The following is a 20,047-nucleotide window of genomic DNA, read 5'->3' on the forward strand; positions in this document are numbered from 1 at the left end:
ACACCAGCGGGGCGAGCGACTCGCGCGGACCGGGGCCGGTGGCGACGCGCTATGCGGTCGCGCCGCCGTCTAGCACCAGATCGTGGCCGATGGCGTAACTGGACTCGGCAGAGGCGAGCCAGAGCACGGCCGCGGCTGCTTCGTCCAGCGTTCCGACCCTGCGGGCGGGCAGCATCGTCTTCATGCGATCGGCACGGTCGGCTTCGGTTTCGCCCTGCTGCAGCGACATCGTCGTGTCGATGGGCCCGGGACTGATCGCGTTGATCCGGATGCCGTCGTCGATGTACTCCCTGGCCGCTGTTCGGGTCAGCGCGCTCACCGCAGCCTTGGACGCCGCGTACGCGCCCAGCGAGGCGAGCCGCATGTGCGCTCCGAGGTTGGAGGCGGTGTTGACGATGGTGCCGCCACCGTGAGCACGCATGTGGATGATCTCGTGCTTCATCGAAAGCCACACGCCCGTGAGATTGACGGCCAGCAGCCGATCCCAGTCCGCTGCTTCGACGTCGGCGACCGCACCTGCCGCAAGGACACCCGCGTTGTTGAACGCCACGTGCAGTCCCCCATGACGGTCCACAGTGGTCGCGACAAGTCCGGCTACGTCCTCGGGGCGAGACACGTCGGCGGGAATCGCGCTGCCCTCGCCGCCGACTTCCCCGATGAGTTCGACGGTCCTGGCGAGCGGTTCTGGACTGCGCCCGGCCACCGCGACCGTCGCACCTTCGCGTGCGAACGCCACGGCGGTGGCCCTCCCGATGCCGGAACCCCCACCGGTGACGAGAACGACCTTGCCTGCGAAACGACGATTCATGGCTTCCTTCCGATTCTTCTTCCGATTTTCAGGTGTGCGGCCAGCGCCACCGCCGCCGTGACGGCGAAAGTGATCGCGGCGAGCGTGAACGCGAAGCCGTACCCCTTGCCCGTCGCCTCGGCCGATGGCAGGTGGTGCTGGGACGCCGCATAGGAGGAGGCGAGTGGAATCAACACCGCGAGCCCGACCGGCGGGCCGACCTCCATCGCGGTATTGGCGACGGCCGCCGCGACACCGGCGCGGCCGTGCGGGGTATCGGTGGTAGCCAGCACCATGGCGGCGGAGAAGCTCACGCCCGCACCGAGCGAGAACGCCAGCAGCGCGGCCTGCAGTGCAGCGGCCCCGGGCCAGGCATGACCCACTTGGGTCAGCAACAGGCATCCGGCGCCTGCGAGCAGCAGCCCCGCAACGAGCAGCGGTTGCGTTCCCAGCCGCACTCGGGTCCGGCCCACCAGCGGGCCCGCCGTCAGTAAGGCCACGACCGGCAGGAGGAACATCGCCGAGGTGGCCGCAGGCGAGTATCCCCGGACCTGCTGCAAGTACAGCGCCAGGATGAAGTGCGCCGCCGACATGCCCGCGGCCGTGACAGCGATCGCCGCCAGCGCGACCGCCCGCGACGGCGCGAGCAGGAACGACAGTGGGAGCAGCGGCGAGGTCGACCGGGCCTCGATCAACGCGAACGCACCCAGTAACCCGACTCCGGCGACGGTCCAGCCGATGGAGCCGATCCCGAGGCCGTAGATAGCCACGGCGAGCCCAGCGGTGACCGTGGCGGCGCCGGGAAGATCCAGCGACGTGCGCCGGGGCGGCGAACCAGCGGGGATCAGGCGTGGCGCGGACACGAGCACCACCACCGAAACCACGGCGGGCAACACGAAAACCCACCGCCAGGACGCCCACGTCAACACCACGCCCGCGACGACGTTGCCAAGTGTCGCGCCAACACTGGCGAGCACTCCCCAGAAGGCGACGGCCCGGGCCCGCCGGGCGGGGTCGAGGAAGACCGGGCCCAGTAGCGCCATGGCGGCCGGAGCCGCCAGCGCTGCTCCCGCGCCTTGCCCGAACCGGGCAGCGATCAGCGCCCACGCCCCTGGCGCGAGGGCGGCGGCGAGACACGCGAGCGCGAACGCCGCCATACCAGCGGTGAGCGAGCGCCGGTGGCCTACCAGGTCGGCGATACGACCACCGAACAGCAGCAAACCGCCGAACGCCACCCCGTAGGCGGAGCTAGCGAGCACCAGCCCCGCGTCGTCGACGCCGAGATCCGCCTGTACCGCCGGGAGCGCCACGGTGAGCACGGTGATCGCCGCGATCAGCGTGACCTGAACACAGGCGAGAAGCGCGAACGCCAACCGTCGGCCACCCGCACTCCGCCGGTGCGCCACCACCTCAGCCATAGCCCCTGCCATATTAGATCGATCGTTCTAGTTTTGGAGCGCGAAAAGGTCCCGTCGCACGACGGGAACGAGCTACCGCAGCACCGCCATCGCCTGCTCGGCCGCGTCCCGCAGTCGCGCCGGATCGGGATCGGCCCTGCCCAGCACCCGGATTCCTTGCAACATCACCAGCAGGAACCGCGCGAGCGCTCTCGGGTCCTGCTCCCCGGAGATCTCTCCCTGCGACCGTGCCCGCATCAGCGCGGACACCAGAGCGGTCTCCAGCGTGTCCCAACTCGTCTGCACCCCGCGGGCGACCTGACGATCCCGAGGCGCCAGCTCGACCGCCGCGTTGACCACCATGCAGCCCCGGTGGCGCTCGTCGGACAGCGAGTCGGCCACATAGGACTCGACCAGTGCACGCACCGCAGGCAGCACCGGCCCCGGCTGCGACAACCGCTCCACCACACCGGGGTCCTGCGCCCGCAGATAGCGGTCCAGCGCCTTCAGGTACAGCTCGCGCTTGCCCCCGAACGTGGCATAGATGCTCGCCCTGGCCACACCGAGGTGCTCAACAAGATCCGCCATCGACGTCGCCTCGTAGCCGCGCTCCCAGAACAACTCCAGCGCGCGCTGCAACACCGTGTCCGGATCGAACTCTTTCGTCCGCGCCACGACACAAAAGCTATCCCTATAAAGACCGATTGGTCAAATATCGGCACCTGCCCGCCGCCGCGTCACCGGCCGAAAACCAGGTGCGGGCCGGACGCACGGTGGGCTTCGATGGGCGGTATGGCCATCGAGTTGCGCACGCCCGCGATGGACGAACTGGGCGAGGCCGTGAGCGTGCTGCGGGAGTGGCAGCAGGACACGGTGATGCAGCTGCATCCGGGCGACGTGGGCTGGTTCTGGCGAGCGGGGACGGAAGCGACGGCTGCCGCGATCCGGATCTGGAAGCGAGCCGGGGAAGTTCTCGCCGTCGGGCTGCTGGACGGTCCGAGGCTGTTACGGATGACGATCGCACCTGGCGCGTGGCGAGACGAGGAGTTGGCGCGACGGCTCGTCGCGGACGTAGTCGAGCCGAACCGCGGCGTGCTGCCGCAGGGGAAGGCGTGCCTCGAAGCGCCTATGGGCGCGCTGATCCAGGAGTTGCTGCCCGAGCACGGCTGGAGCGCGGGCGAGCCGTGGACACCGCTGCACCGCGACCTCGCCGGGCCGGTGAAGGACCCGGGCTTGCGGATCGAGCTGGTCGGGCCGGAACTGGCGCGGGTGCGGGCAGTGCTACAGCGAGCCTCGTTCGACGGGTCGCCGTTCAGCGACGAGCACTGGCACGCGATGGCATGCGGACTGCCCTACGCCGACGCCCGCTGCCTGGTCGGGTATGACGACGAAGGTGACGCGGTGGCGACGGTGACGGTGTGGTCAGCCGGCCCGGGCAGGCCCGGACTGCTCGAACCCATGGGCGTGCACAGGGAACATCGCGGTCGCGGCCACGGGAAGGCGATCAGCATCGCCGCGGCGGCCGCGCTCAAGGAATTCGGCTCGTCCAGCGCGATGGTCTGCACACCGAGCACCAATACCGGCGCCGTGGCCACCTACCGGTCGGCAGGCTTCGTGCGTTTCCCCGAGGTGAGGGACCTGTGCCGGGACGTTCGGAGTTGACCACCCGATCACTGGCCACGTAGGTACTGGCTCGAAACAAGGCAACTGAGGCAGAAGAAGAGACTGAGCAAGGCCAGGGGGTTTCCTTCGACCTGAGACCCCCTGGTCAACGCTGAGCCGGCAAGGGGGCTCGAACCCCTGACCTTCTGTTTACAAGACAGATGCTCTACCAACTGAGCTATACCGGCCTGTCCCGCCACCCCTGCGACGGACCCGTCCACTATATCCACCGTCACGTGCGCCACACCTACCGCCCGGGGCAGGCAGCGGGCGCCTCGAACCGGCCGAACGCAATTACCTTGGTCTGGGCGTGCCCGTTCACCGTTACGAATGAACGTGGCACACGCCACGGTGGTCAGCGTGCAACGTCCAGGGTCGGGCGGTCGATGCACCCTCGGGGACCCGTGAGGAGGTGGGAGATGAAACTGAAGCCGCGCGCTCGTACGGCGGCGCCCCGGCGCCGGCACGCGTGGCAGATCCTGGAGGCCCCGGCCGAGGATCACTACGACAAGAGAGGCCCGCGACAGCAACGCGGCCGCAAGACCCGGCAACGCGCCTGGCACATCCTGGAACCGCCGACGGGCGAACTGCCCGCCGTCCAGCCGCCACCGGACGCGACCATCGGGCCGGAGCTTCCCGACGAGGCCACCCTGCACCTCGTGCTCGACCTCGCCGTGCGCATCGGTGAGGTACAGATGGCCAATGGTGCCGGTGCCTCCGACGTGACGGCGACGATTCTTACCCTCACCCGCGCGCTGGGGCTACCTCATTGTGAGGTCGACGTCATCTTCACGTCGATCACCGTCAGCTGCCTGCGCGGCAGCGACCTGCCCCCGGTCACCGCGCTAAGGGTGGTCCGCTCGCGCAGCCTCGACTACACCCGGCTCTCGGACACCGAGCGGCTCGTGCAGCGACTGATCCGGGGTCGGATCAGCGCCGAGGACGCCTACACCGAACTGCACCGCGTCACGACGGCGAAGCACCCATACCCGCGTTGGGTATCCACGCTGGCGTGGGGCGGCATGGCCGGGTTCATCACCCTGCTGCTCGGCGGCACCGGGTGGACACCGGTGATCGCGTTCGTCATCAGCGCGCTGGTCGACCGGGTAGGGCGGCTGCTGAACAAGGCGGCGCTGCCGTTCTTCTTCCAGCAGGTGGTCGGCGGGTTCATCGCGACGATCTCGGCCATCGCGATCGTCAACCTCGATTTCTTCGCACTCGAGCGACCGACGCTCGTCGTGGCGGCCGCGCTCACCGTGCTGCTGTCCGGCCTTTCCACGGTCTCCGCGGTACAGGACGCCATCACCGGCTACTACGTCACCGCGGCAGGACGAAGTCTCGAAGTGGCACTGATGAGTGCCGGGCTGATCACGGGAGTCGCCGGGGCGATCAGCCTCGCGGCCAAGCTGGGTGCTACCCACACCCCGATCCCCGACGTACCGGGGGTCACCCCGCTCTCGCTGCCGATCATGCTGCTCGCCGGCTCCGGGGCGGCCGCGTGCTTCGCGCTCGCCTCCTACTCCAGGCTGCGGCCGCTGCTGGTCGCGGCAGCCGCGGGCGCTGTCGGCGCAGGCGCCTACGGCGCCATGCAGCTGTTCCAGACGTCGACGATCGTCGCCTCCGCGATCGCCGCGACCCTGGTGGGTCTCGGCGGCGGCGTACTGGCGAGGAGGCTGCGGGTCACCCCTCTGGTCGTCGCCGTGTCGGGGATCACGCCGCTGCTTCCCGGATTGGCCACCTACCGCGGGCTGTCCGAACTCGCCGACGGCGGAACGATGACGACTCTGATGTCCGCTGTGGCCATTGGTATGGCACTGGCCGCGGGCGTGGTGCTCGGCGAGTTCCTCGCCCAGCCGCTACGCACCGGGCTCGGCAGGCTGGAACGCAAGCTCGCGGGACCACGAATGGCGGGTCCGCTCGATCCTGGCCGCCGCCTTGATTGAGTTCACCGCGATAGTGTCTTAACCATGCCACCCGCGGGATCACCACAGTCGAACGCGAGAGCAGAATTCGTCGTTGTCGCCAACAGGCTTCCCGTAGACCTGGAACGTTCCGCCGACGGGACCCAGCGCTGGACGCAGAGCCCCGGTGGCCTCGTCTCGGCGCTGGAACCCTTCCTGCGTTCCCGCAAGGGCGCCTGGGTCGGCTGGCCCGGCGTTCCCGATGTCGAGGTCGACGAGTTCACCGACGACAGCCTCGTGCTCCACCCGGTGACACTGACCTCCGAAGACGTCCGCGACTACTACGAAGGGTTCTCCAACGCGACACTGTGGCCGCTCTACCACGATGTGGTGGCGCGCCCGATCTTCGACCGCGGCTGGTGGGAAAGCTACGTCCGCGTGAACCGGCGATTCGCCGAGGCCAGCGCGGCCGTCGCGGGTGAGGGCGCGACGGTGTGGGTGCAGGACTACCAGCTGCAACTGGTGCCCTCCATGCTGCGCGAGCTCCGGCCGGACCTGCGCATCGGCTTCTTCCTGCACATCCCGTTCCCCCCGGTGGAACTGTTCATGCAGATGCCGTGGCGAGCCGAGATCGTGCGAGGGCTCATCGGCGCCGACCTCGTCGGCTTCCACCGGCCGGGTGGTGCGCAGAACTTCCTGTGGCTGGCGCGGCAACTGATCGGGCTGGAGCCGAGCCGAGGTTCGGTAGGTGTGCGATCACGACCGGGCATGGTGCAGGTGGGCGACCGCACCGTGCGGGTGGGCGCGTTCCCGATCTCCATCGACGCAGCCGGGCTGGACACGCTGGCGAGAACCAAGGCGGTGGCGGACCGCGCCGCCCAGGTGCGCGCCGATCTGGGCAATCCCGACACCGTCCTGCTCGGAGTCGACCGGCTCGACTACACCAAGGGCATCGACCTGCGGCTCCAGGCATTCCACGAACTGCTGCAGGAAGGCCGGGTCAAACCGGAGAATGTGACGTTCGTCCAACTCGCGACACCCAGCCGCGAACGGGTCGAGCACTACCAGCGGATGCGTAGCGAGATCGAGCAGATGGTGGGCCGCATCAACGGCGAGTTCGCGCGGGTTGGTCGTCCGGTTGTGCACTACCTGCACCAATCGGTGAACCGTACCGAACTGGCGGCGTTCTTCACGGCGGCCGACGTCATGGTGGTGACTCCGCTGCGGGACGGCATGAACCTGGTCTGCAAGGAGTACGTCGCGTGCAGGCACGATCTGGGCGGAGCGCTGGTGCTCTCCGAGTTCGCGGGCGCGGCCGCGGAGTTGAGCAGCGCTTTCCTTGTCAACCCGCATGATCTGGACGGGGTGAAGAACGCACTGGAACAGGCTATTACGCTCGACCCCGCGGAAGGTCGGCGTAGGATGCGCGCCTTACGTCGTCAGGTACTGACACACGACGTCGACAGGTGGGCGCGCTCGTTCCTGGAAGCGCTCGGGTCCGAGACGGCCGCCTGAATCCAGACCACTGCGAAGCTCCTTAAGGAGGAGTGTTGACCGCCGAGGCCCTGCCCGCTGAGCTGCGGCGCGCGATCGTGCAGATCGCTCGCACGCCGCGCCTGCTGGTCGCGTGCGACTACGACGGCACGCTGGCGCCCATCACGACCAACCCCGACGAGGCTCATCCGAGACTCGAATCGGTCGGTGCACTGCGGTCACTGGCCGGCCTGCACGAGACCACCACGGCGGTGATCTCCGGCCGCGCGTTACGGGACCTGGCCATCCTTTCCCGGCTGCCCGCTGAGGTACACCTGGTCGGCAGCCACGGATCAGAGTTCGACATCGGGTTCGTGCACGCGCTCGACGCCGAGGCGCGCAATCTCCACCGGCGCGTCGAGGCCGAACTCGAACGCATCATCGAGGGCGTGGAGGGGGCCTCGCTGGAGATCAAACCCGCGAGCGTTGCCGTCCACGTGCGGCGGGCCGACCGCGAGGCGGCCCGCCGGATCATGACGGCCGTGCACGAGGGCCCGTCGACCTGGGACGGGGTGCAGACGACCGACGGCAAGGAGGTCGTTGAACTGTCTGTGGTGCGCACCGACAAGGGAAACGCGCTGGACACGCTGCGACATCAGGTCGGTGCCACGGCCGCGATGTTCATCGGCGACGACGTCACCGACGAGAAGGCGTTCGCCCGCCTCTCCGGCCCTGACCTCGGGGTCAAGGTCGGCGACGGCGACACCCGCGCGCAGTACCGCATCGGCGACACCGAGGAGGTCGCCACCATCCTCGCGTTCCTGCTCGAGGAGCGGCGCAACTGGCTCTACGGCGAGCAGTCGCCCCCCATCGAGCGGCTGTCGATGCTCGCCAGCGAGCGTTCTGTGGCGCTACTCACACCCGATGCGAAGCTGACCTGGCTGTGCCACCCGGGTCCGGACGCACCAGCCGTGTTCGGCGACCTGCTTGGCGGCGAGGGCGCCGGGCACTTCTCGATCAAGCCGCACCGCAACGGGCTGCCACTGGGACAGCGCTACCTGCCCAACACGATGACCGTGGAAACGCGCTGGTCGCGGCTGCTGGTCACCGACTACCTGGAGCCGGAGAGCCCGCCGCACCGCACCGACCTGGTGCGGGTGGTCTCCGGGGAGACCACGGCGTCGGTGGTGTTCGCGCCGAGGCCCGAGTTCGGCGGCGTGCCGGTGCGGCTGCTGCAGGAACAGGACGGCCTGCGCGTGCTGGGCACCTCCGAGCCGTGCGTGCTGCGCGCGCCCGGGGTGCGGTGGGAGATCACCAGCGACGGCCTGCACGACACCGCCACCGCGCTGATCGAGCCGTCCCCGGACAGGCCGGTGGTGCTCGAGTTGCGGTGTGGCACCACGGACCTGGGTCCGCACGAACTCACCGAGGTCGAGCGCAGGGCACGGGCCGGTCTGGCCTGGAGCGAATGGGCGACGACGTTGAAGTTGCCGCCCGTGGAACCCGACCTGGTGGCACGTTCGGCGCTGACCCTGCGTGGCCTCGCCGACTCCGACACCGGCGGGGTGATGGCGGCGGCCACCACCTCGCTGCCAGAGGAGATCGGCGGCGTCCGCAACTGGGACTACCGCTACTGCTGGATCCGCGACGGCGCGATGACCGTGCGCGAGCTGGTCGAACTCGGTTCGCTGGAGGAGGCCGAGGGCTTCCTGCGGTGGCTGCACGGGGTGCTGTCGACCCTCGCCGGTCCGGAACGGCTGCACCCGCTGTACACGCTGGCGGGCACGCAACTCGGCGCCGAAGCGGTGATCGACTCGCTGCCCGGCTACAAGGGCTCCCGCCCCGTCCGCGTCGGCAACCTGGCCAACCACCAGGTGCAGCTCGACGTGTTCGGACCGGTCGTGGAGCTGGTGGTGACGCTGGCCGAGGCCAGGGGCGAGCTGCGCGACGAGGACTGGCAGATGGTCAGGGCCATGGCGGAGGCGGTGACAAGGCGCTGGTTCGAGCCCGACCACGGCATCTGGGAAGAGCGGCACATGCCGAGGCACCGGGTGTACTCGCGGGTGATGTGCTGGGTGACCATCGACAGGGCGATCAAACTCGCCGAGGTCTACGACCGTCCGGTTCCCTCGGGCTGGCCTGCGCTGCGTGACCAGATCGCCGCCGACGTGCTCGAGAAGGGCTGGAACGAGTCGGTCAAGGCGTTCACCACCGCCTACGACGGCACCGACCTGGACGCGGCGTCGTTGTTCGTCGGGCTTTCCGGGTTGCTCGACCCGCAGGACGAGCGGTTCCAGTCGACGGTCACGGCGATCGAGGCGGAACTGCGCAGCGGGTCGACGGTGTACCGCTACCGCAGGGACGACGGGCTTCCCGGCACCGAGGGCGGCTTTCACCTGTGTGCCGCATGGATGGTGGAGGCGTACCTGCTGACCGGTCGCCGCACCGAGGCACAGGAGCTGTTCGAGCAGTTGGTGGACGCCGCGGGACCGACCGGGTTGCTGCCGGAGCAGTACGATCCCGTTGCGGAGCGCTCACTCGGCAACCACCCGCAGGCCTACTCCCACCTCGGCCTCATCCGCTGCGCCCGGCTGCTGTCGGAGCAGTGAACCGGTTCGCCGCGGGCCCGGCCGACACTCGGCCGGGCCCGCGGCGTCTCAGGCCATCGGCACGTACTCGACCGCGCGTAGCGCGCCTGCCAGGTCGCCGACCTCCAGCGTCTTGATTCCTTCCGGCAGCGGCCCCGAGTCCGGGGGCACGAGCGCGTGCGTGAACCCCAGCCGCACCGCCTCCGCCAACCGCCTGCCCACACCGGTGACCCGGCGAACCTCTCCCGCGAGACCGACCTCACCGATCGCGACAAGCCTGGGCGAAAGGGCCGTGTCGTTGAAAGCGGACGACACCGCCAAAGCCACCGCGAGATCGACAGCGGGCTCGGTCACCTTCATCCCGCCGACCGTGGCCGTGTAGATGTCCTTGTCGCCGAGTTGGGCACCGCCGCGTTTCTCCAGCACGGCGAGCACCATGCTGACCCTCGCGGAGTCGAGCCCGCTCACCGCGCGCCTCGGCTGGTTGAGGTTCGACCTGCCCACCAGCGCCTGCACCTCGCCGAGCAACGGGCGTTTGCCCTCCACTGTGACGGTGATCGCTGTGCCAGGCACCGCCTCGGCATGGCGGTTCAGGAACAATCCGGAGGGATCGGGCACCCCGGCGATGCCGTCGTCGCGCAACTCGAAACAGCCGATCTCGTCGGCGGCACCGAACCTGTTCTTCACACCGCGCACCATGCGAAGCGTGGAGTGCTTGTCGCCCTCGAAGTGCAGCACGACGTCGACCAGGTGCTCCAGGACTCTGGGGCCCGCCACGGACCCCTCCTTGGTCACGTGCCCGACGAGAACGACGGGCAGCCCGCGCTCCTTGGCGAGCGCCACGAGGCCCGCCGCGACCGCGCGGACCTGGGTAACGCCACCGGGCGCCCCCTCGGCCTGCGGCGAGGACATCGTCTGCACCGAGTCGACGATCAGCAGACCGGGTTTGACGTCGTCGACGTGGGACAGCACGGAGCCAAGGTCGCTGTCCGCCGCCAGATACATCCGATCGTGCACGTTGCCGGTGCGCTCGGCCCTCAGCCGGACCTGACCCGCCGACTCCTCGCCGGTGACGTACAGGGCTGGGCCGACGTCGTGCTGCCCCGCTCCGGTGCTGGCGGCCCACTGGTAGGCCACCTCCAGCAGCAGCGTGGACTTTCCGACTCCCGGCTCACCCGCGAGCAGCACCACCACACCCGGCACCAGGCCGCCGCCGAGCACGCGGTCCAGCTCGCCAACCCCGGTGCGGCGCGCCCTGGAACTCTCGACGTCGACCTGCGCGATGGGCCTTGCCGGGGCGCTCGGCGCGCCGGCCGCTACACGTGCGATCGGTGGTCGGGTGTCGCCACGTTCCTCGATCGTGCCCCAAGCCTGACATTCCGGGCAGCGACCGACCCATTTCGCTACCTCGAGTCCGCACTCCGCGCAGCGGTAGCTGACGCCCTTCTTGACCACGCGCTGACGCTAGCGGCCGCCACCGACAGTCAGTGACCGCCGCCCGCCTCCGGGTCGCCCGCTTCGCCGCCTTCGTGGACCCGGCTGGGCAGCACCTCGCTCGGCGAGGCGATCGGCATCTCCAACGTCACCTGGCCCGCGTTGCGGAACGTGAGGGTGAGGCTGACCAGCTCGCCTGGCCGGACCTGCCTGGTGAGACCCCGCAGGATCAGCCTGCCCTCCGCGATGTCCTCCAGGTCGGGCGGCACCGGCCCCAGACGCAGTGCGTTGTCCGGGTAGACGGTGCGCGTGCCCTCGATGGCGACGCTGGTGGCGAAGTCCGACCTGGCCGAGACCAGCTCCTCGGGCGCAGAGCCCTCGTTGATGATGCTCATGCTCACCTCGGCGTCGGAGCCGGGCGGGTATGCGACAGGCGGCTCGCCCTCGGGGTAGGTCAGCGTGGCTTCCCGGATGAGAATGCTGTCGACTTCCGCCATCGCACCGTTGACGGCCGGCTGCTGGGTGTCGGTCTGCGTAATCTGACCGGCCCCGCATCCCGCTACGAGCAGTGCGACACCGAGCACGGCCGAACCCAGCATGCGACGTTTCACTTCTCCGAGTCCCTCCTCGCTAAGGGCTTGCCCTGGCACGGAGACTAACCCGGTCCCCGAACTCGATCCGCACGTGGTGCCCGGCACGTGGTGTCACTCACGTGAGATCAACCAGAAAGGGGTCCACAGTGGATATCCGACAAAGATCGGAATCGACTCCGCACTACCTGCATGAGTACGCGAATTGCTTGTTTGTCAACCCCCGGCCGGAGCCCAATCAGGCCACTGACCTGCAAGGACGACCCCGGGTGTCTGGTTCCCCCCATAAGCGTCGTGCTAACATGGATACAGCGAAAGGGGCAGAGGACACATGGTTTTCAAGGTCGGAGAGACCGTCGTCTACCCGCACCACGGTGCCGCACTCATCGAAGCGATCGAGACACGTGTGATCAAGGGCGAGGAAAAGCAGTACCTCGTCCTCAAGGTCGCGCAGGGTGATCTTACGGTTCGCGTCCCCGCAGACAACGCCGAGATCGTCGGTGTTCGTGATGTCGTGGGTCAGGACGGTCTGAACCGCGTTTTCGATGTTCTGCGGGCTCCTCACACCGACGAGCCGACCAACTGGTCTCGCCGGTACAAGGCCAACCTCGAGAAGCTCGCCTCCGGCGACGTGAACAAGGTGGCCGAAGTGGTGCGCGACCTCTGGCGACGTGAGAAGGATCGCGGCCTTTCGGCAGGCGAGAAGCGGATGCTGGCCAAGGCTCGGCAGATACTGGTCAGTGAGTTGGCGCTCGCGGAGGGCACCGACGAGGGCAAGGCCGAAGTGCTCCTCGACGAGGTTCTGGAAACCGCGGCGGTCTAGCAGCCCTGAACGTCATAGCGCTGGTCCCTCTGGACAATCGGGACGGGCACGATTCGGGTGCCCTTACAAGGGTTCAGGGTGCGCCGTTGTTGCGGCATGCCGTGAGCGGCATGCTGCATTCGGGCTGCGTGGATCGGGTGTTCGTCGCCGGTCCGGTGCGACACGTACCCGATTACACGGCTGCCGTGGCACCGCTCGCGGACGAGCGGGTCACGGTGATGCCCGGCGGGCAGGACAGGGCCGCCTCGGCGCGCGCGGCACTGCGGGCGGCTCAGCCGGCCCGCGATGACGCCGTGCTGGTACACGACGCGGCGAGAGCCTTCACCCGGCCCGAGACGGTGCGTGCGGTGGTCGACGCGCTCCGTGGTGGCGCGCTCGCGGTGGCACCCGTGGAACCCGTCACCGACACGATCAAGGTGGTGGACGCGGGCAACCGCATTGTCGGCACCCGCGACCGCGATCACCTTCGCGGCATGCAGTCACCGCAGGGTTTCGTCGTCGGCACGCTCGGCGACGCCGACCCGGCCTGCCCGCTGCCCGACCTCGGCGTCGAGGTTCACCCGGTCGCGGGCCACCCTCACGGCAGGCGGGTGGCGACCTCCTTCGATCTGACCGTCATCGAAGCCCTGCTCGCCGAGGAGGAAGCCCCATGAGGATCGGCCAGGGTGTCGACGTGCACCCCACCGAACCCGGCAGGGAGTGCTGGATCGCGGGGCTGCACTGGTCCGACGTGGACGGCTGCGCGGGGCACTCCGACGGTGACGTCGCGTCACACGCGTTGTGCGACGCGTTACTTTCGGCCGCGGGGCTCGGCGATCTCGGCTCCGTCTTCGGAACCGGTGACCCGCGCTGGGCGGGGGCACACGGTGCCGAGTTGCTGGCCGAGGTGCGCAGGCGGGTGGAGGACGCCGGCTACCGGGTGGGCAACGCCGTTGTCCAGGTGGTCGGCAACGCGCCCCGCATCGGAAAGCGGCGGGAGGAGGCGCAGCGGGTACTCGGCGAGGCGGTCGGAGGCCCGGTCAGCGTGTCCGGAACCACCACCGACGGGCTGGGACTCACCGGCCGGGGTGAAGGAGTCGCCGCGATCGCGAGCGCGCTGTTACTCGATGTGAACACCGGGGAGCGTGGTTCGCCGTGACGATTCGGGCGGTGTTGTTCGACTTCTCCGGCACCCTGTTCCGGCTGGAGCACGACCGGAGCTGGTTGCGCGACCTCACCGACCACAGCGGTGACCCGCTCGACGTCGAGGCACAGGCTGAACTACTGCGCAGGATGACAGCACCGGTGACGCTCACGGTGCAGCTCGACGACGAGCACCGGCACGCCTGGGAGAACCGCGACCTCGATCCCGCACTGCACCGCAAGATCTACCTCGAAGTGCTCCGCCAGTCGGGAGTGCCCACCGTCGAGCAGGCGAAGGCTCTCTACAGCAGGCTGGTGGACCCCGCGGAGTGGACGCCGTACCCGGACGCCGAGACGGCCCTGAAAAGCGTGGCCGACCAGGGGCTTTCGGTGGGTGTGCTGAGCAACATCGCGTTCGACATCCGGCCCGCCTTCGCCGAACACGGACTCGACGCCTACGTGGACGAGTTCGTGTTGTCCTACGAGGTCGGAGCGATCAAGCCGGACCCTACGGTCTTCGCGATGCTGCTCGACCGGCTCGGCGTCGCGCCCGAACAGGCGCTGATGATCGGTGACAGCGCCACCGCCGACGGCGGAGCACGCGCACTCGGGTGCTCGTTCGCGCTGGTCGACCCGCTGCCCACCACCGAGCGCACCGACGGGTTGCTGACCGCCCTGCGCGAGCACTCCGTGCTCTGACCCGTACCATTTTCCTCGTGGCCCTCCATCTCTTCGACACCGCGACCAGGGACGTCCGGGAGTTCCAGCCCGCGCGCGAGGGGACGGCGTCGGTGTACGTCTGTGGGGCCACCGTGCAGGGCATCCCGCACATCGGTCACGTACGCGGGGCGCTCAACTACGACGTGCTGCGGCGCTGGCTCGTCCACAACGGACTCGACGTGCTGTTCGTTCGCAACGTCACCGACATCGACGACAAGATCCTCACCAAGGCCGCCGAGGCCGGCAGGCCGTGGTGGGAGTGGGCGGCCACGCACGAACGCGCGTTCGAGGACGCCTACACCGCGCTCGGCTGCCTCCCGCCCTCCATCGCCCCTCGGGCCACCGGGCACGTGCCCCAGATGATCGAGTTGATGCAACGGCTCATCGACAGCGGGCACGCATACGCCGCGAACGGCAACGTCTACTTCGCGGTCAACTCCTTCGACAGCTACGGCGCGCTCTCCGGGCAACGGCTCGACGACGTGCAGCAGGGCGAGTCGCAGGCCGAGGGCAAGCGCGACCCTCGCGATTTCACGCTGTGGAAGGCGGGCAAGCCGGGCGAGCCGAGCTGGCCGACCCCGTGGGGCAGCGGCAGGCCGGGCTGGCATCTGGAGTGCTCGGCGATGGCCACGACCTACCTCGGTCCCGAGTTCGACATCCACGGCGGCGGCGTGGACCTGGTCTTTCCGCACCACGAGAACGAGCGGGCGCAGTCACGCTCCGCGGGCGACGGCTTCGCGCGCTTCTGGCTGCACAACGCGTGGGTGACGCTTTCCGGCGAGAAGATGTCGAAATCGCTGGGCAACGTGGTTTCGATCCCGCAGATGTTGCGGCGCTACCGGCCGGTGGAGCTTCGGTACTACCTGATCCAACCGCACTACCGCTCCACCATCGAGTACTCCGACGCAGCACTGTCGGAATCGGCGCACGGCTACCGGCGAATCGAGCAGTTCCTGCGCAGGGTGGCGGGCAGTGCGGGCGAGATCCGAATCGGCCGCGTACCCGCCGACTTCGCAGCCGCGCTCGACGACGACCTCGGTACCCCGCAGGCCTTCGCGGTGCTGCACACCGTGGTGCGTGACGGCAACGCTGCGCTCGACGCGCACGACACGGCCAAGGCGCTCGAACTGGCGGAGACGGTGCGTGCGATGAGCGACGTCCTCGGGATCGATCCGCTGTCGTCGCGGTGGGCGGAGGCCTCCGGTGCGGAGTCGAGGGCGCTGGGCACGCTGGTGGACAGCATGCTCGCCGAGCGCGCGAGGGCGCGCGCCGAGCGCGACTTCGCCAAGGCGGACACCATCCGCGACCAGCTGACGAACGCGGGAATCGCGGTCGAGGACACCCCAGACGGTCCGTTGTGGACAATGAGGACTGATTAGATGGCAGGCAATTCCCGTCGCCGTGGCGCGGTTCGCAAGGAGGGCACCAAGAAGGGCCCGGTGATCGGCTCGGGCGGCAAGCGGCGTAAGGGACTCGAGGGCAAGGGGCCGACGCCGAAGGCGGAGCAGCGTCCCGGCCATCCCGCGCAGCGGCGTGCCGCCGCTGCGGCCGCGAGGTCGGAGAAGAAGCGCGCCGCCGCGAAGAAGGCCGCCGAAGGCCCGGAGATCATCGCGGGCCGCAACCCGGTGGTGGAAGCGCTGCGCGCGGGCGTACCAGCGACGGCGCTGTACGTCGCGCTGAACATCGACACCGACGACCGGGTCACCGAGGCCATCCGCACGGCGGCGGACAAGGGCATCTCCATACTGGAGGTGCCGCGCGACGAACTGGACCGCAAGACCGGCGGCGCGGTGCATCAGGGTCTCGGCCTGCAGGTGCCTCCGTTCGAGTACGCCCATCCCGACGACCTGCTGGCGATCGCCCGTGACTCGGGTGAGCCGCCGCTACTCGTCGCCCTCGACGGGGTGACCGACCCTCGCAACCTTGGCGCGGTGGTCCGGTCGGCCGCGGCATTCGGCGCCCACGGCGTGCTTCTGCCAGGCAGGCGGAGCGCGGGCATGACCGCGGTGGCCTGGCGGACCAGCGCCGGCGCGGCGGCCAAGATCCCGATCGCGATCGCGGCGAACCTGACCCGGCAACTGCGGGCCTGGGCCCAGGAAGGGCTGATGCTCGCCGGGCTCGACGCCGACGGGTCGGTGGACATCGACTCCCTCGACCTCGCCACCGATCCGCTGGTGGTGGTGGTCGGCTCGGAGGGACGCGGGCTGTCTCGGCTGGTGCGCGAAACCTGCGATGTCACCGTGTCGATCCCCATGGCGGCAGGCGTGGAGTCGCTGAACGCGTCGGTGGCCGGAGCCGTCCTGCTCGCCGAGGTGGCGCGGCGGCGCCGAACCGCGGGCCGCACGTAACTCACCGACCCCCTGGGTCGACCGGTGGCCTCGCCTCCTTTCGAGGCGGGTGACCGAAGCGCGAATGGCGCCGACCACTTGGCCCCCATATCGACTCCGGCGGCCACGCCGCTCGGCTATCGTCACGATGCTCGAGTCGTGACCAGGGGGCCGCAGGATGTCGTTCGTCTCGCCGCTGTTCCTGTGGTATTTCATGCCCGCGGTGCTGCTGGCCGTCCTGGTGTTGCCCCGTGGCTGGCGAAACGGCGTGGTCGCCGTCGGCAGCCTCGTCTTCTACGCCACCGGGGCAGGTTCGTTCACCCTGCTGCTGCTCGCGTGCATGGTGGTCAACTTCGCGGCGGGGCCCGCCCTGGAACCCGACGACTGGGACATGCGCCCCGCGCAGCGGCGGCGCTGGCTGCTGATCGGCGTCGTGTCCTTCGATCTGGCGATCCTCGTCATCTGGAAGTACGCCGGGTTCGCCACGGAGCAGATCGACGCCTTCGCCGGATTGTTCGGCGGTGACTTCCCCATCGCCGAACTCGCGCTGCCCATCGGCATCTCGTTCTTCACCTTCCACCACATCTCCTACGTGGTGGACATCTACCGCGGCGAACGGCCCGCGCTGCGTGACCCGGTCTCGTTCGGCACCTACATCTCGATGTTTCCGCAGCTGGCCGCGGGGCCCATCGTGCGTTACCGCGAGATCGCCGACCAGTTGCCGCAACACCGGCGACACCGACTGGACGACATAGCGGCCGGGTTCCCCCGGTTCGCGCTCGGGCTGTGCAAGAAGGCCATCATCGCCGACTCGCTTGCCCCGATGGTCGACGCGTGCTTCTCCACGCCCGCCGACGAAATGACGTTCGCGATCGCGTGGCTGGGCGCCATCGGCTACACGCTGCAGCTGTACTTCGACTTCTCCGGCTACTCCGACATGGCCATCGGGCTGGGTCGGATGCTGGGCTTTCGGCTGCCGGAGAACTTCGCGCGCCCGTACTCGTCGGTGACGATCACCGAGTTCTGGCGGCGTTGGCACATGTCGCTTTCCCGCTGGTTTCGCGACTACGTCTACATCCCGCTCGGCGGGAACCGCTTCGGAGCGGCCAGAACCTATCGCAACCTGTCGGTGGTGTTCGTGCTGACCGGCTTCTGGCACGGTGCGGCCTGGACGTTCGTGGTGTGGGGTGTCTACCACGGAGCGCTGCTGATCATCGAGCGGGCGTTCGGCTGGGACACCACGCCGCAAGCGCCACACCAGCGCCTCGCCCGCCGGGCGCTCACGCTCCTGCTGGTGGTCTTCGGGTGGGTGTTCTTCAGGGCCGCCGATGTCGGCGACGCGCTGACCATGCTGGGCCACATGCTCGTGCCCGACTTCACGGGCCTCACCGATGTCGTCGAGACCGCGCTGACCAGCCAGCGGTTGGTGTTGCTGCTCGGCGCGGCGGCGATCTTCTTCCTCCCCGCGCACCCCGTGGCGGGCCCTCTGCTGGAGTCCGCGCGCAGCAAACCCGCGACGGCACTGCGGGTGGGTGTGATGACCGTAGGGCTTGGCTACTCCGCGATCCTCGTGGCGACGGGCACCTTCAGCCCTTTCCTGTATTACCAGTTCTGACCCTGGGCTGCGACAGCTCGATTGTCCGACAAGTGTGTAACAAGTGGCCGCCGGTGTGCGACGGTGGTCATACAAGGTCGGACCGCCGCTGTTGGGGCACCTATGCGCAGGACTCACCTCGAACTGGAACACGACGAGAGATTCAGCGGATCACCCCGTCCTTACCTGCTCCTCGACCGAAGCTTGAGGATCGCGGCGGCGAACCAGGCGTACCTGGATGCCACCGGTCGTACCCAGGATGAGCTCAACGGCAGGCAGGTGTTCGACGCCTTTCCCGACAACCCTGCCGACCCCGACGCCAACGGCGTCGCGAACCTTGGTGCTTCCCTGCAGAAGGTCCTGCGAACGGGACGGCTGGACCGGATGTGGGTACAGCGGTACGACGTTCCCGGCACGACGCCAGACGACCCGTTCGTGCTGAAGTACTGGAGTCCTGTCAACCACCCGGTGCGCGAGCACCGCACCGGTCCCGTGGTCGGCGTAGTGCACCACGTCGAGGACGTCACGTCGCTGTGGGCGCCGTTGCACGGCGTGCCGCCCACACCGCAAACCACCGACATGCCGTCAGCCGACGACTGGACCAAGTTCGTCGCCGCCGTGTCCACGAACGAACGGGTGCACGAGGAGACGGCGCGAGAGGTCGCCCAGTTGCGGCAGGCCCTGTCCTCCCGGGTCGTCATCGAACAGGCGAAGGGAATCATCATGGCCCGCAGGCGGTGCTCACCGAACGAGGCATTCGAGATCCTTCGCAAGGCTGCCCGCGACTCCAACGTGAAACTCCGCGCGCTGGCCGCCTCACTCGTCGAGAGTGTGGCTGACAACGGCTGAACGCAGAACTCGCGGGCGAGAGCGGGGGACTCGCGGGCAGGAGCGGGGGACTCGCGGGCAGGCGGTCAGTCGGTCTTGGGGGTGAGCGCCAGCTGGTCCGGGTGGAAGGCCTCTCTGGTGGGCGGGGGTATCCACGCCTTCGGCTGGGTGCTCTTGTGCCTGCCGAGTTCGACCAGGCTCAACGGCGCGCGCAGGTCGGTTCCGTACGCGGTGAGATCGCTGACCCTGGCCAGCGACAACCCACGCGACTCGACACCAACGCCGATCGCCACCACATAGGTGTCCGGGAGCGCCTCCGTGAAGCCCGTCCACGCGCCCGCGAAATGCCACACCCGCGCGCGGACCCACGCCCCGTCGATGTCCCACCACACCAACGGCCACTCGCGGTAGCGCTTCGCCTGCCGCTCGGCGTGTTCGACAAGCGCGACGATGAGTCCCTCGGGTCTGGGTACCGACGTGTCCGGCAATGTCAGGTTCACCAGTCCGAGTGCCCCGCTGTGTGCCACCTCGGCCACCGGATCTCCCCCACGCGGGCACATCGTCTGCTCGTAACGCTTCCGGGGCAGGGTGCCGACTCGCACCCCACTTTCACCCTCTTCCTCGCGGTGGCCGAGCCACAGCGCCCACGGCGGTGCATCTGGTGCACCCTCGAAGAAGTCCACCCAGCGCACGGCCCGAAAACCCGCACCGACTCCGTACACGGGAAAGTCCACGGGCTGCGACGGCCTTACAGCGGCATCCGATTCCACCCGAAGATAGTGCACCGTTACGGCACAGTCG

At 68.9% G+C, this 20,047-nt stretch carries 18 protein-coding genes and 1 tRNA gene; 12 read left to right on the forward strand and 7 right to left on the reverse strand.

All coding sequences use genetic code 11. The annotated features are described in order from the left end of the window. Window positions 1–49 precede the first annotated feature (49 nt). The 3 genes from SACMADRAFT_RS24080 to SACMADRAFT_RS24090 all read right to left on the reverse strand — a co-directional run bounded on the left by SACMADRAFT_RS24080 (window position 50) and on the right by SACMADRAFT_RS24090 (window position 2,859). Window positions 50–808, reverse strand: coding sequence for an SDR family NAD(P)-dependent oxidoreductase (locus tag SACMADRAFT_RS24080; RefSeq protein WP_009156470.1), 759 nt, complete (start codon window positions 806–808; stop codon window positions 50–52). Continuing rightward, window positions 805–2,205 (reverse strand): MFS transporter, encoded by a 1,401-nt coding sequence (locus SACMADRAFT_RS24085; protein ID WP_009156471.1) that lies wholly within the window; start codon window positions 2,203–2,205, stop codon window positions 805–807. Before SACMADRAFT_RS24085 ends, SACMADRAFT_RS24080 begins: the two co-directional genes overlap by 4 nt. 72 nt (window positions 2,206–2,277) lie before the next feature. Next, window positions 2,278–2,859, reverse strand: a complete 582-nt coding sequence (locus tag SACMADRAFT_RS24090) for a TetR/AcrR family transcriptional regulator (RefSeq protein WP_009156472.1) — start codon at window positions 2,857–2,859, stop codon at window positions 2,278–2,280. 108 nt (window positions 2,860–2,967) lie between these two features. Between SACMADRAFT_RS24090 and SACMADRAFT_RS24095 the strand changes: the two genes are divergently transcribed. Next, window positions 2,968–3,846 (forward strand): GNAT family N-acetyltransferase, encoded by an 879-nt coding sequence (locus SACMADRAFT_RS24095; RefSeq protein ID WP_009156473.1) that lies wholly within the window; start codon window positions 2,968–2,970, stop codon window positions 3,844–3,846. Window positions 3,847–3,961: 115 nt separating this feature from the next. On the opposite strand, the gene SACMADRAFT_RS24100 is transcribed toward SACMADRAFT_RS24095, so the two are convergent. Beyond that, window positions 3,962–4,034: transfer RNA gene (locus SACMADRAFT_RS24100), tRNA-Thr, on the reverse strand. 231 nt (window positions 4,035–4,265) lie between these two features. Between SACMADRAFT_RS24100 and SACMADRAFT_RS24105 the strand changes: the two genes are divergently transcribed. The 3 genes from SACMADRAFT_RS24105 to otsB are packed head-to-tail and all read left to right on the forward strand — an operon-like array spanning window position 4,266 to window position 9,829. Continuing rightward, a complete protein-coding gene (locus SACMADRAFT_RS24105; RefSeq protein WP_009156474.1) occupies window positions 4,266–5,789 on the forward strand; it encodes a threonine/serine exporter family protein in 1,524 nt (507 codons plus the stop codon). Between the two features lie 24 nt (window positions 5,790–5,813). Beyond that, the gene (locus tag SACMADRAFT_RS24110) at window positions 5,814–7,262 is read left to right on the forward strand and encodes an alpha,alpha-trehalose-phosphate synthase (UDP-forming) (RefSeq protein WP_009156475.1); all 1,449 of its coding nucleotides are present in this window, start codon (window positions 5,814–5,816) and stop codon (window positions 7,260–7,262) included. Window positions 7,263–7,297: 35 nt separating this feature from the next. After that, window positions 7,298–9,829, forward strand: a complete 2,532-nt coding sequence (gene otsB, locus SACMADRAFT_RS24115; protein ID WP_009156476.1) for a trehalose-phosphatase — start codon at window positions 7,298–7,300, stop codon at window positions 9,827–9,829. Window positions 9,830–9,877: 48 nt separating this feature from the next. On the opposite strand, the gene radA is transcribed toward otsB, so the two are convergent. Both radA and SACMADRAFT_RS24125 read right to left on the reverse strand, forming a co-directional pair. Continuing rightward, window positions 9,878–11,263, reverse strand: coding sequence for a DNA repair protein RadA (gene radA / locus SACMADRAFT_RS24120; RefSeq protein WP_009156477.1), 1,386 nt, complete (start codon window positions 11,261–11,263; stop codon window positions 9,878–9,880). A 29-nt stretch (window positions 11,264–11,292) separates the two neighbouring features. After that, window positions 11,293–11,853, reverse strand: coding sequence for a copper chaperone PCu(A)C (locus tag SACMADRAFT_RS24125; protein ID WP_009156478.1), 561 nt, complete (start codon window positions 11,851–11,853; stop codon window positions 11,293–11,295). A gap of 310 nt (window positions 11,854–12,163) precedes the next feature. On the opposite strand from SACMADRAFT_RS24125, the gene SACMADRAFT_RS24130 reads away from it, so the two are divergent. The 8 genes from SACMADRAFT_RS24130 to SACMADRAFT_RS28710 all read left to right on the forward strand — a co-directional run bounded on the left by SACMADRAFT_RS24130 (window position 12,164) and on the right by SACMADRAFT_RS28710 (window position 19,267). Next, a complete protein-coding gene (locus SACMADRAFT_RS24130; RefSeq protein WP_009156479.1) occupies window positions 12,164–12,655 on the forward strand; it encodes a CarD family transcriptional regulator in 492 nt (163 codons plus the stop codon). An 86-nt stretch (window positions 12,656–12,741) separates the two neighbouring features. Then, on the forward strand, window positions 12,742–13,308 hold the full coding sequence (locus SACMADRAFT_RS24135) for an IspD/TarI family cytidylyltransferase (protein ID WP_232285460.1): 567 nt from the start codon (window positions 12,742–12,744) through the stop codon (window positions 13,306–13,308). Further along, the gene (gene ispF, locus SACMADRAFT_RS24140) at window positions 13,305–13,793 is read left to right on the forward strand and encodes a 2-C-methyl-D-erythritol 2,4-cyclodiphosphate synthase (protein WP_009156481.1); all 489 of its coding nucleotides are present in this window, start codon (window positions 13,305–13,307) and stop codon (window positions 13,791–13,793) included. Before SACMADRAFT_RS24135 ends, ispF begins: the two co-directional genes overlap by 4 nt. Beyond that, window positions 13,790–14,476 carry an HAD family hydrolase gene (locus tag SACMADRAFT_RS24145; RefSeq protein WP_009156482.1) on the forward strand — a complete coding sequence of 229 codons (687 nt, stop codon included), beginning with the start codon at window positions 13,790–13,792 and terminating at the stop codon, window positions 14,474–14,476. The genes ispF and SACMADRAFT_RS24145 overlap by 4 nt, the downstream gene beginning before the upstream one ends. Window positions 14,477–14,493: 17 nt before the next feature. After that, entirely contained in the window at window positions 14,494–15,876 is a 1,383-nt protein-coding gene (gene cysS / locus SACMADRAFT_RS24150; RefSeq protein WP_009156483.1) for a cysteine--tRNA ligase, read from the forward strand. Further along, a complete protein-coding gene (gene rlmB / locus SACMADRAFT_RS24155) occupies window positions 15,877–16,845 on the forward strand; it encodes a 23S rRNA (guanosine(2251)-2'-O)-methyltransferase RlmB (protein WP_009156484.1) in 969 nt (322 codons plus the stop codon). A gap of 157 nt (window positions 16,846–17,002) precedes the next feature. Beyond that, a complete protein-coding gene (locus SACMADRAFT_RS24160; RefSeq protein WP_009156485.1) occupies window positions 17,003–18,439 on the forward strand; it encodes an MBOAT family O-acyltransferase in 1,437 nt (478 codons plus the stop codon). A 183-nt stretch (window positions 18,440–18,622) separates the two neighbouring features. Further along, entirely contained in the window at window positions 18,623–19,267 is a 645-nt protein-coding gene (locus tag SACMADRAFT_RS28710) for an ANTAR domain-containing protein (RefSeq protein WP_198285893.1), read from the forward strand. A 65-nt stretch (window positions 19,268–19,332) separates the two neighbouring features. Here SACMADRAFT_RS28710 and SACMADRAFT_RS24170 read toward each other — a convergent pair whose 3' ends face one another. Continuing rightward, a complete protein-coding gene (locus SACMADRAFT_RS24170; RefSeq protein WP_040926780.1) occupies window positions 19,333–20,016 on the reverse strand; it encodes a hypothetical protein in 684 nt (227 codons plus the stop codon). Window positions 20,017–20,047: the final 31 nt, after the last annotated feature.

Source organism: Saccharomonospora marina XMU15 (assembly GCF_000244955.1).
Lineage (GTDB): Bacteria > Actinomycetota > Actinomycetes > Mycobacteriales > Pseudonocardiaceae > Saccharomonospora_A > Saccharomonospora_A marina.

Coding starts and splice junctions, on each gene's coding strand:
- SACMADRAFT_RS24080 (WP_009156470.1), bottom strand. CDS start 808: ATGAATCGTCGTTTCGCAGGCAAGGTCGTTCTCGTCACCGGTGGGGGT.
- SACMADRAFT_RS24130 (WP_009156479.1), top strand. CDS start 12,164: ATGGTTTTCAAGGTCGGAGAGACCGTCGTCTACCCGCACCACGGTGCC.
- ispF (WP_009156481.1), top strand. CDS start 13,305: ATGAGGATCGGCCAGGGTGTCGACGTGCACCCCACCGAACCCGGCAGG.
- SACMADRAFT_RS24095 (WP_009156473.1), top strand. CDS start 2,968: ATGGGCGGTATGGCCATCGAGTTGCGCACGCCCGCGATGGACGAACTG.
- SACMADRAFT_RS24160 (WP_009156485.1), top strand. CDS start 17,003: ATGTCGTTCGTCTCGCCGCTGTTCCTGTGGTATTTCATGCCCGCGGTG.
- SACMADRAFT_RS24105 (WP_009156474.1), top strand. CDS start 4,266: ATGAAACTGAAGCCGCGCGCTCGTACGGCGGCGCCCCGGCGCCGGCAC.
- SACMADRAFT_RS24110 (WP_009156475.1), top strand. CDS start 5,814: ATGCCACCCGCGGGATCACCACAGTCGAACGCGAGAGCAGAATTCGTC.
- rlmB (WP_009156484.1), top strand. CDS start 15,877: ATGGCAGGCAATTCCCGTCGCCGTGGCGCGGTTCGCAAGGAGGGCACC.
- SACMADRAFT_RS24085 (WP_009156471.1), bottom strand. CDS start 2,205: ATGGCTGAGGTGGTGGCGCACCGGCGGAGTGCGGGTGGCCGACGGTTG.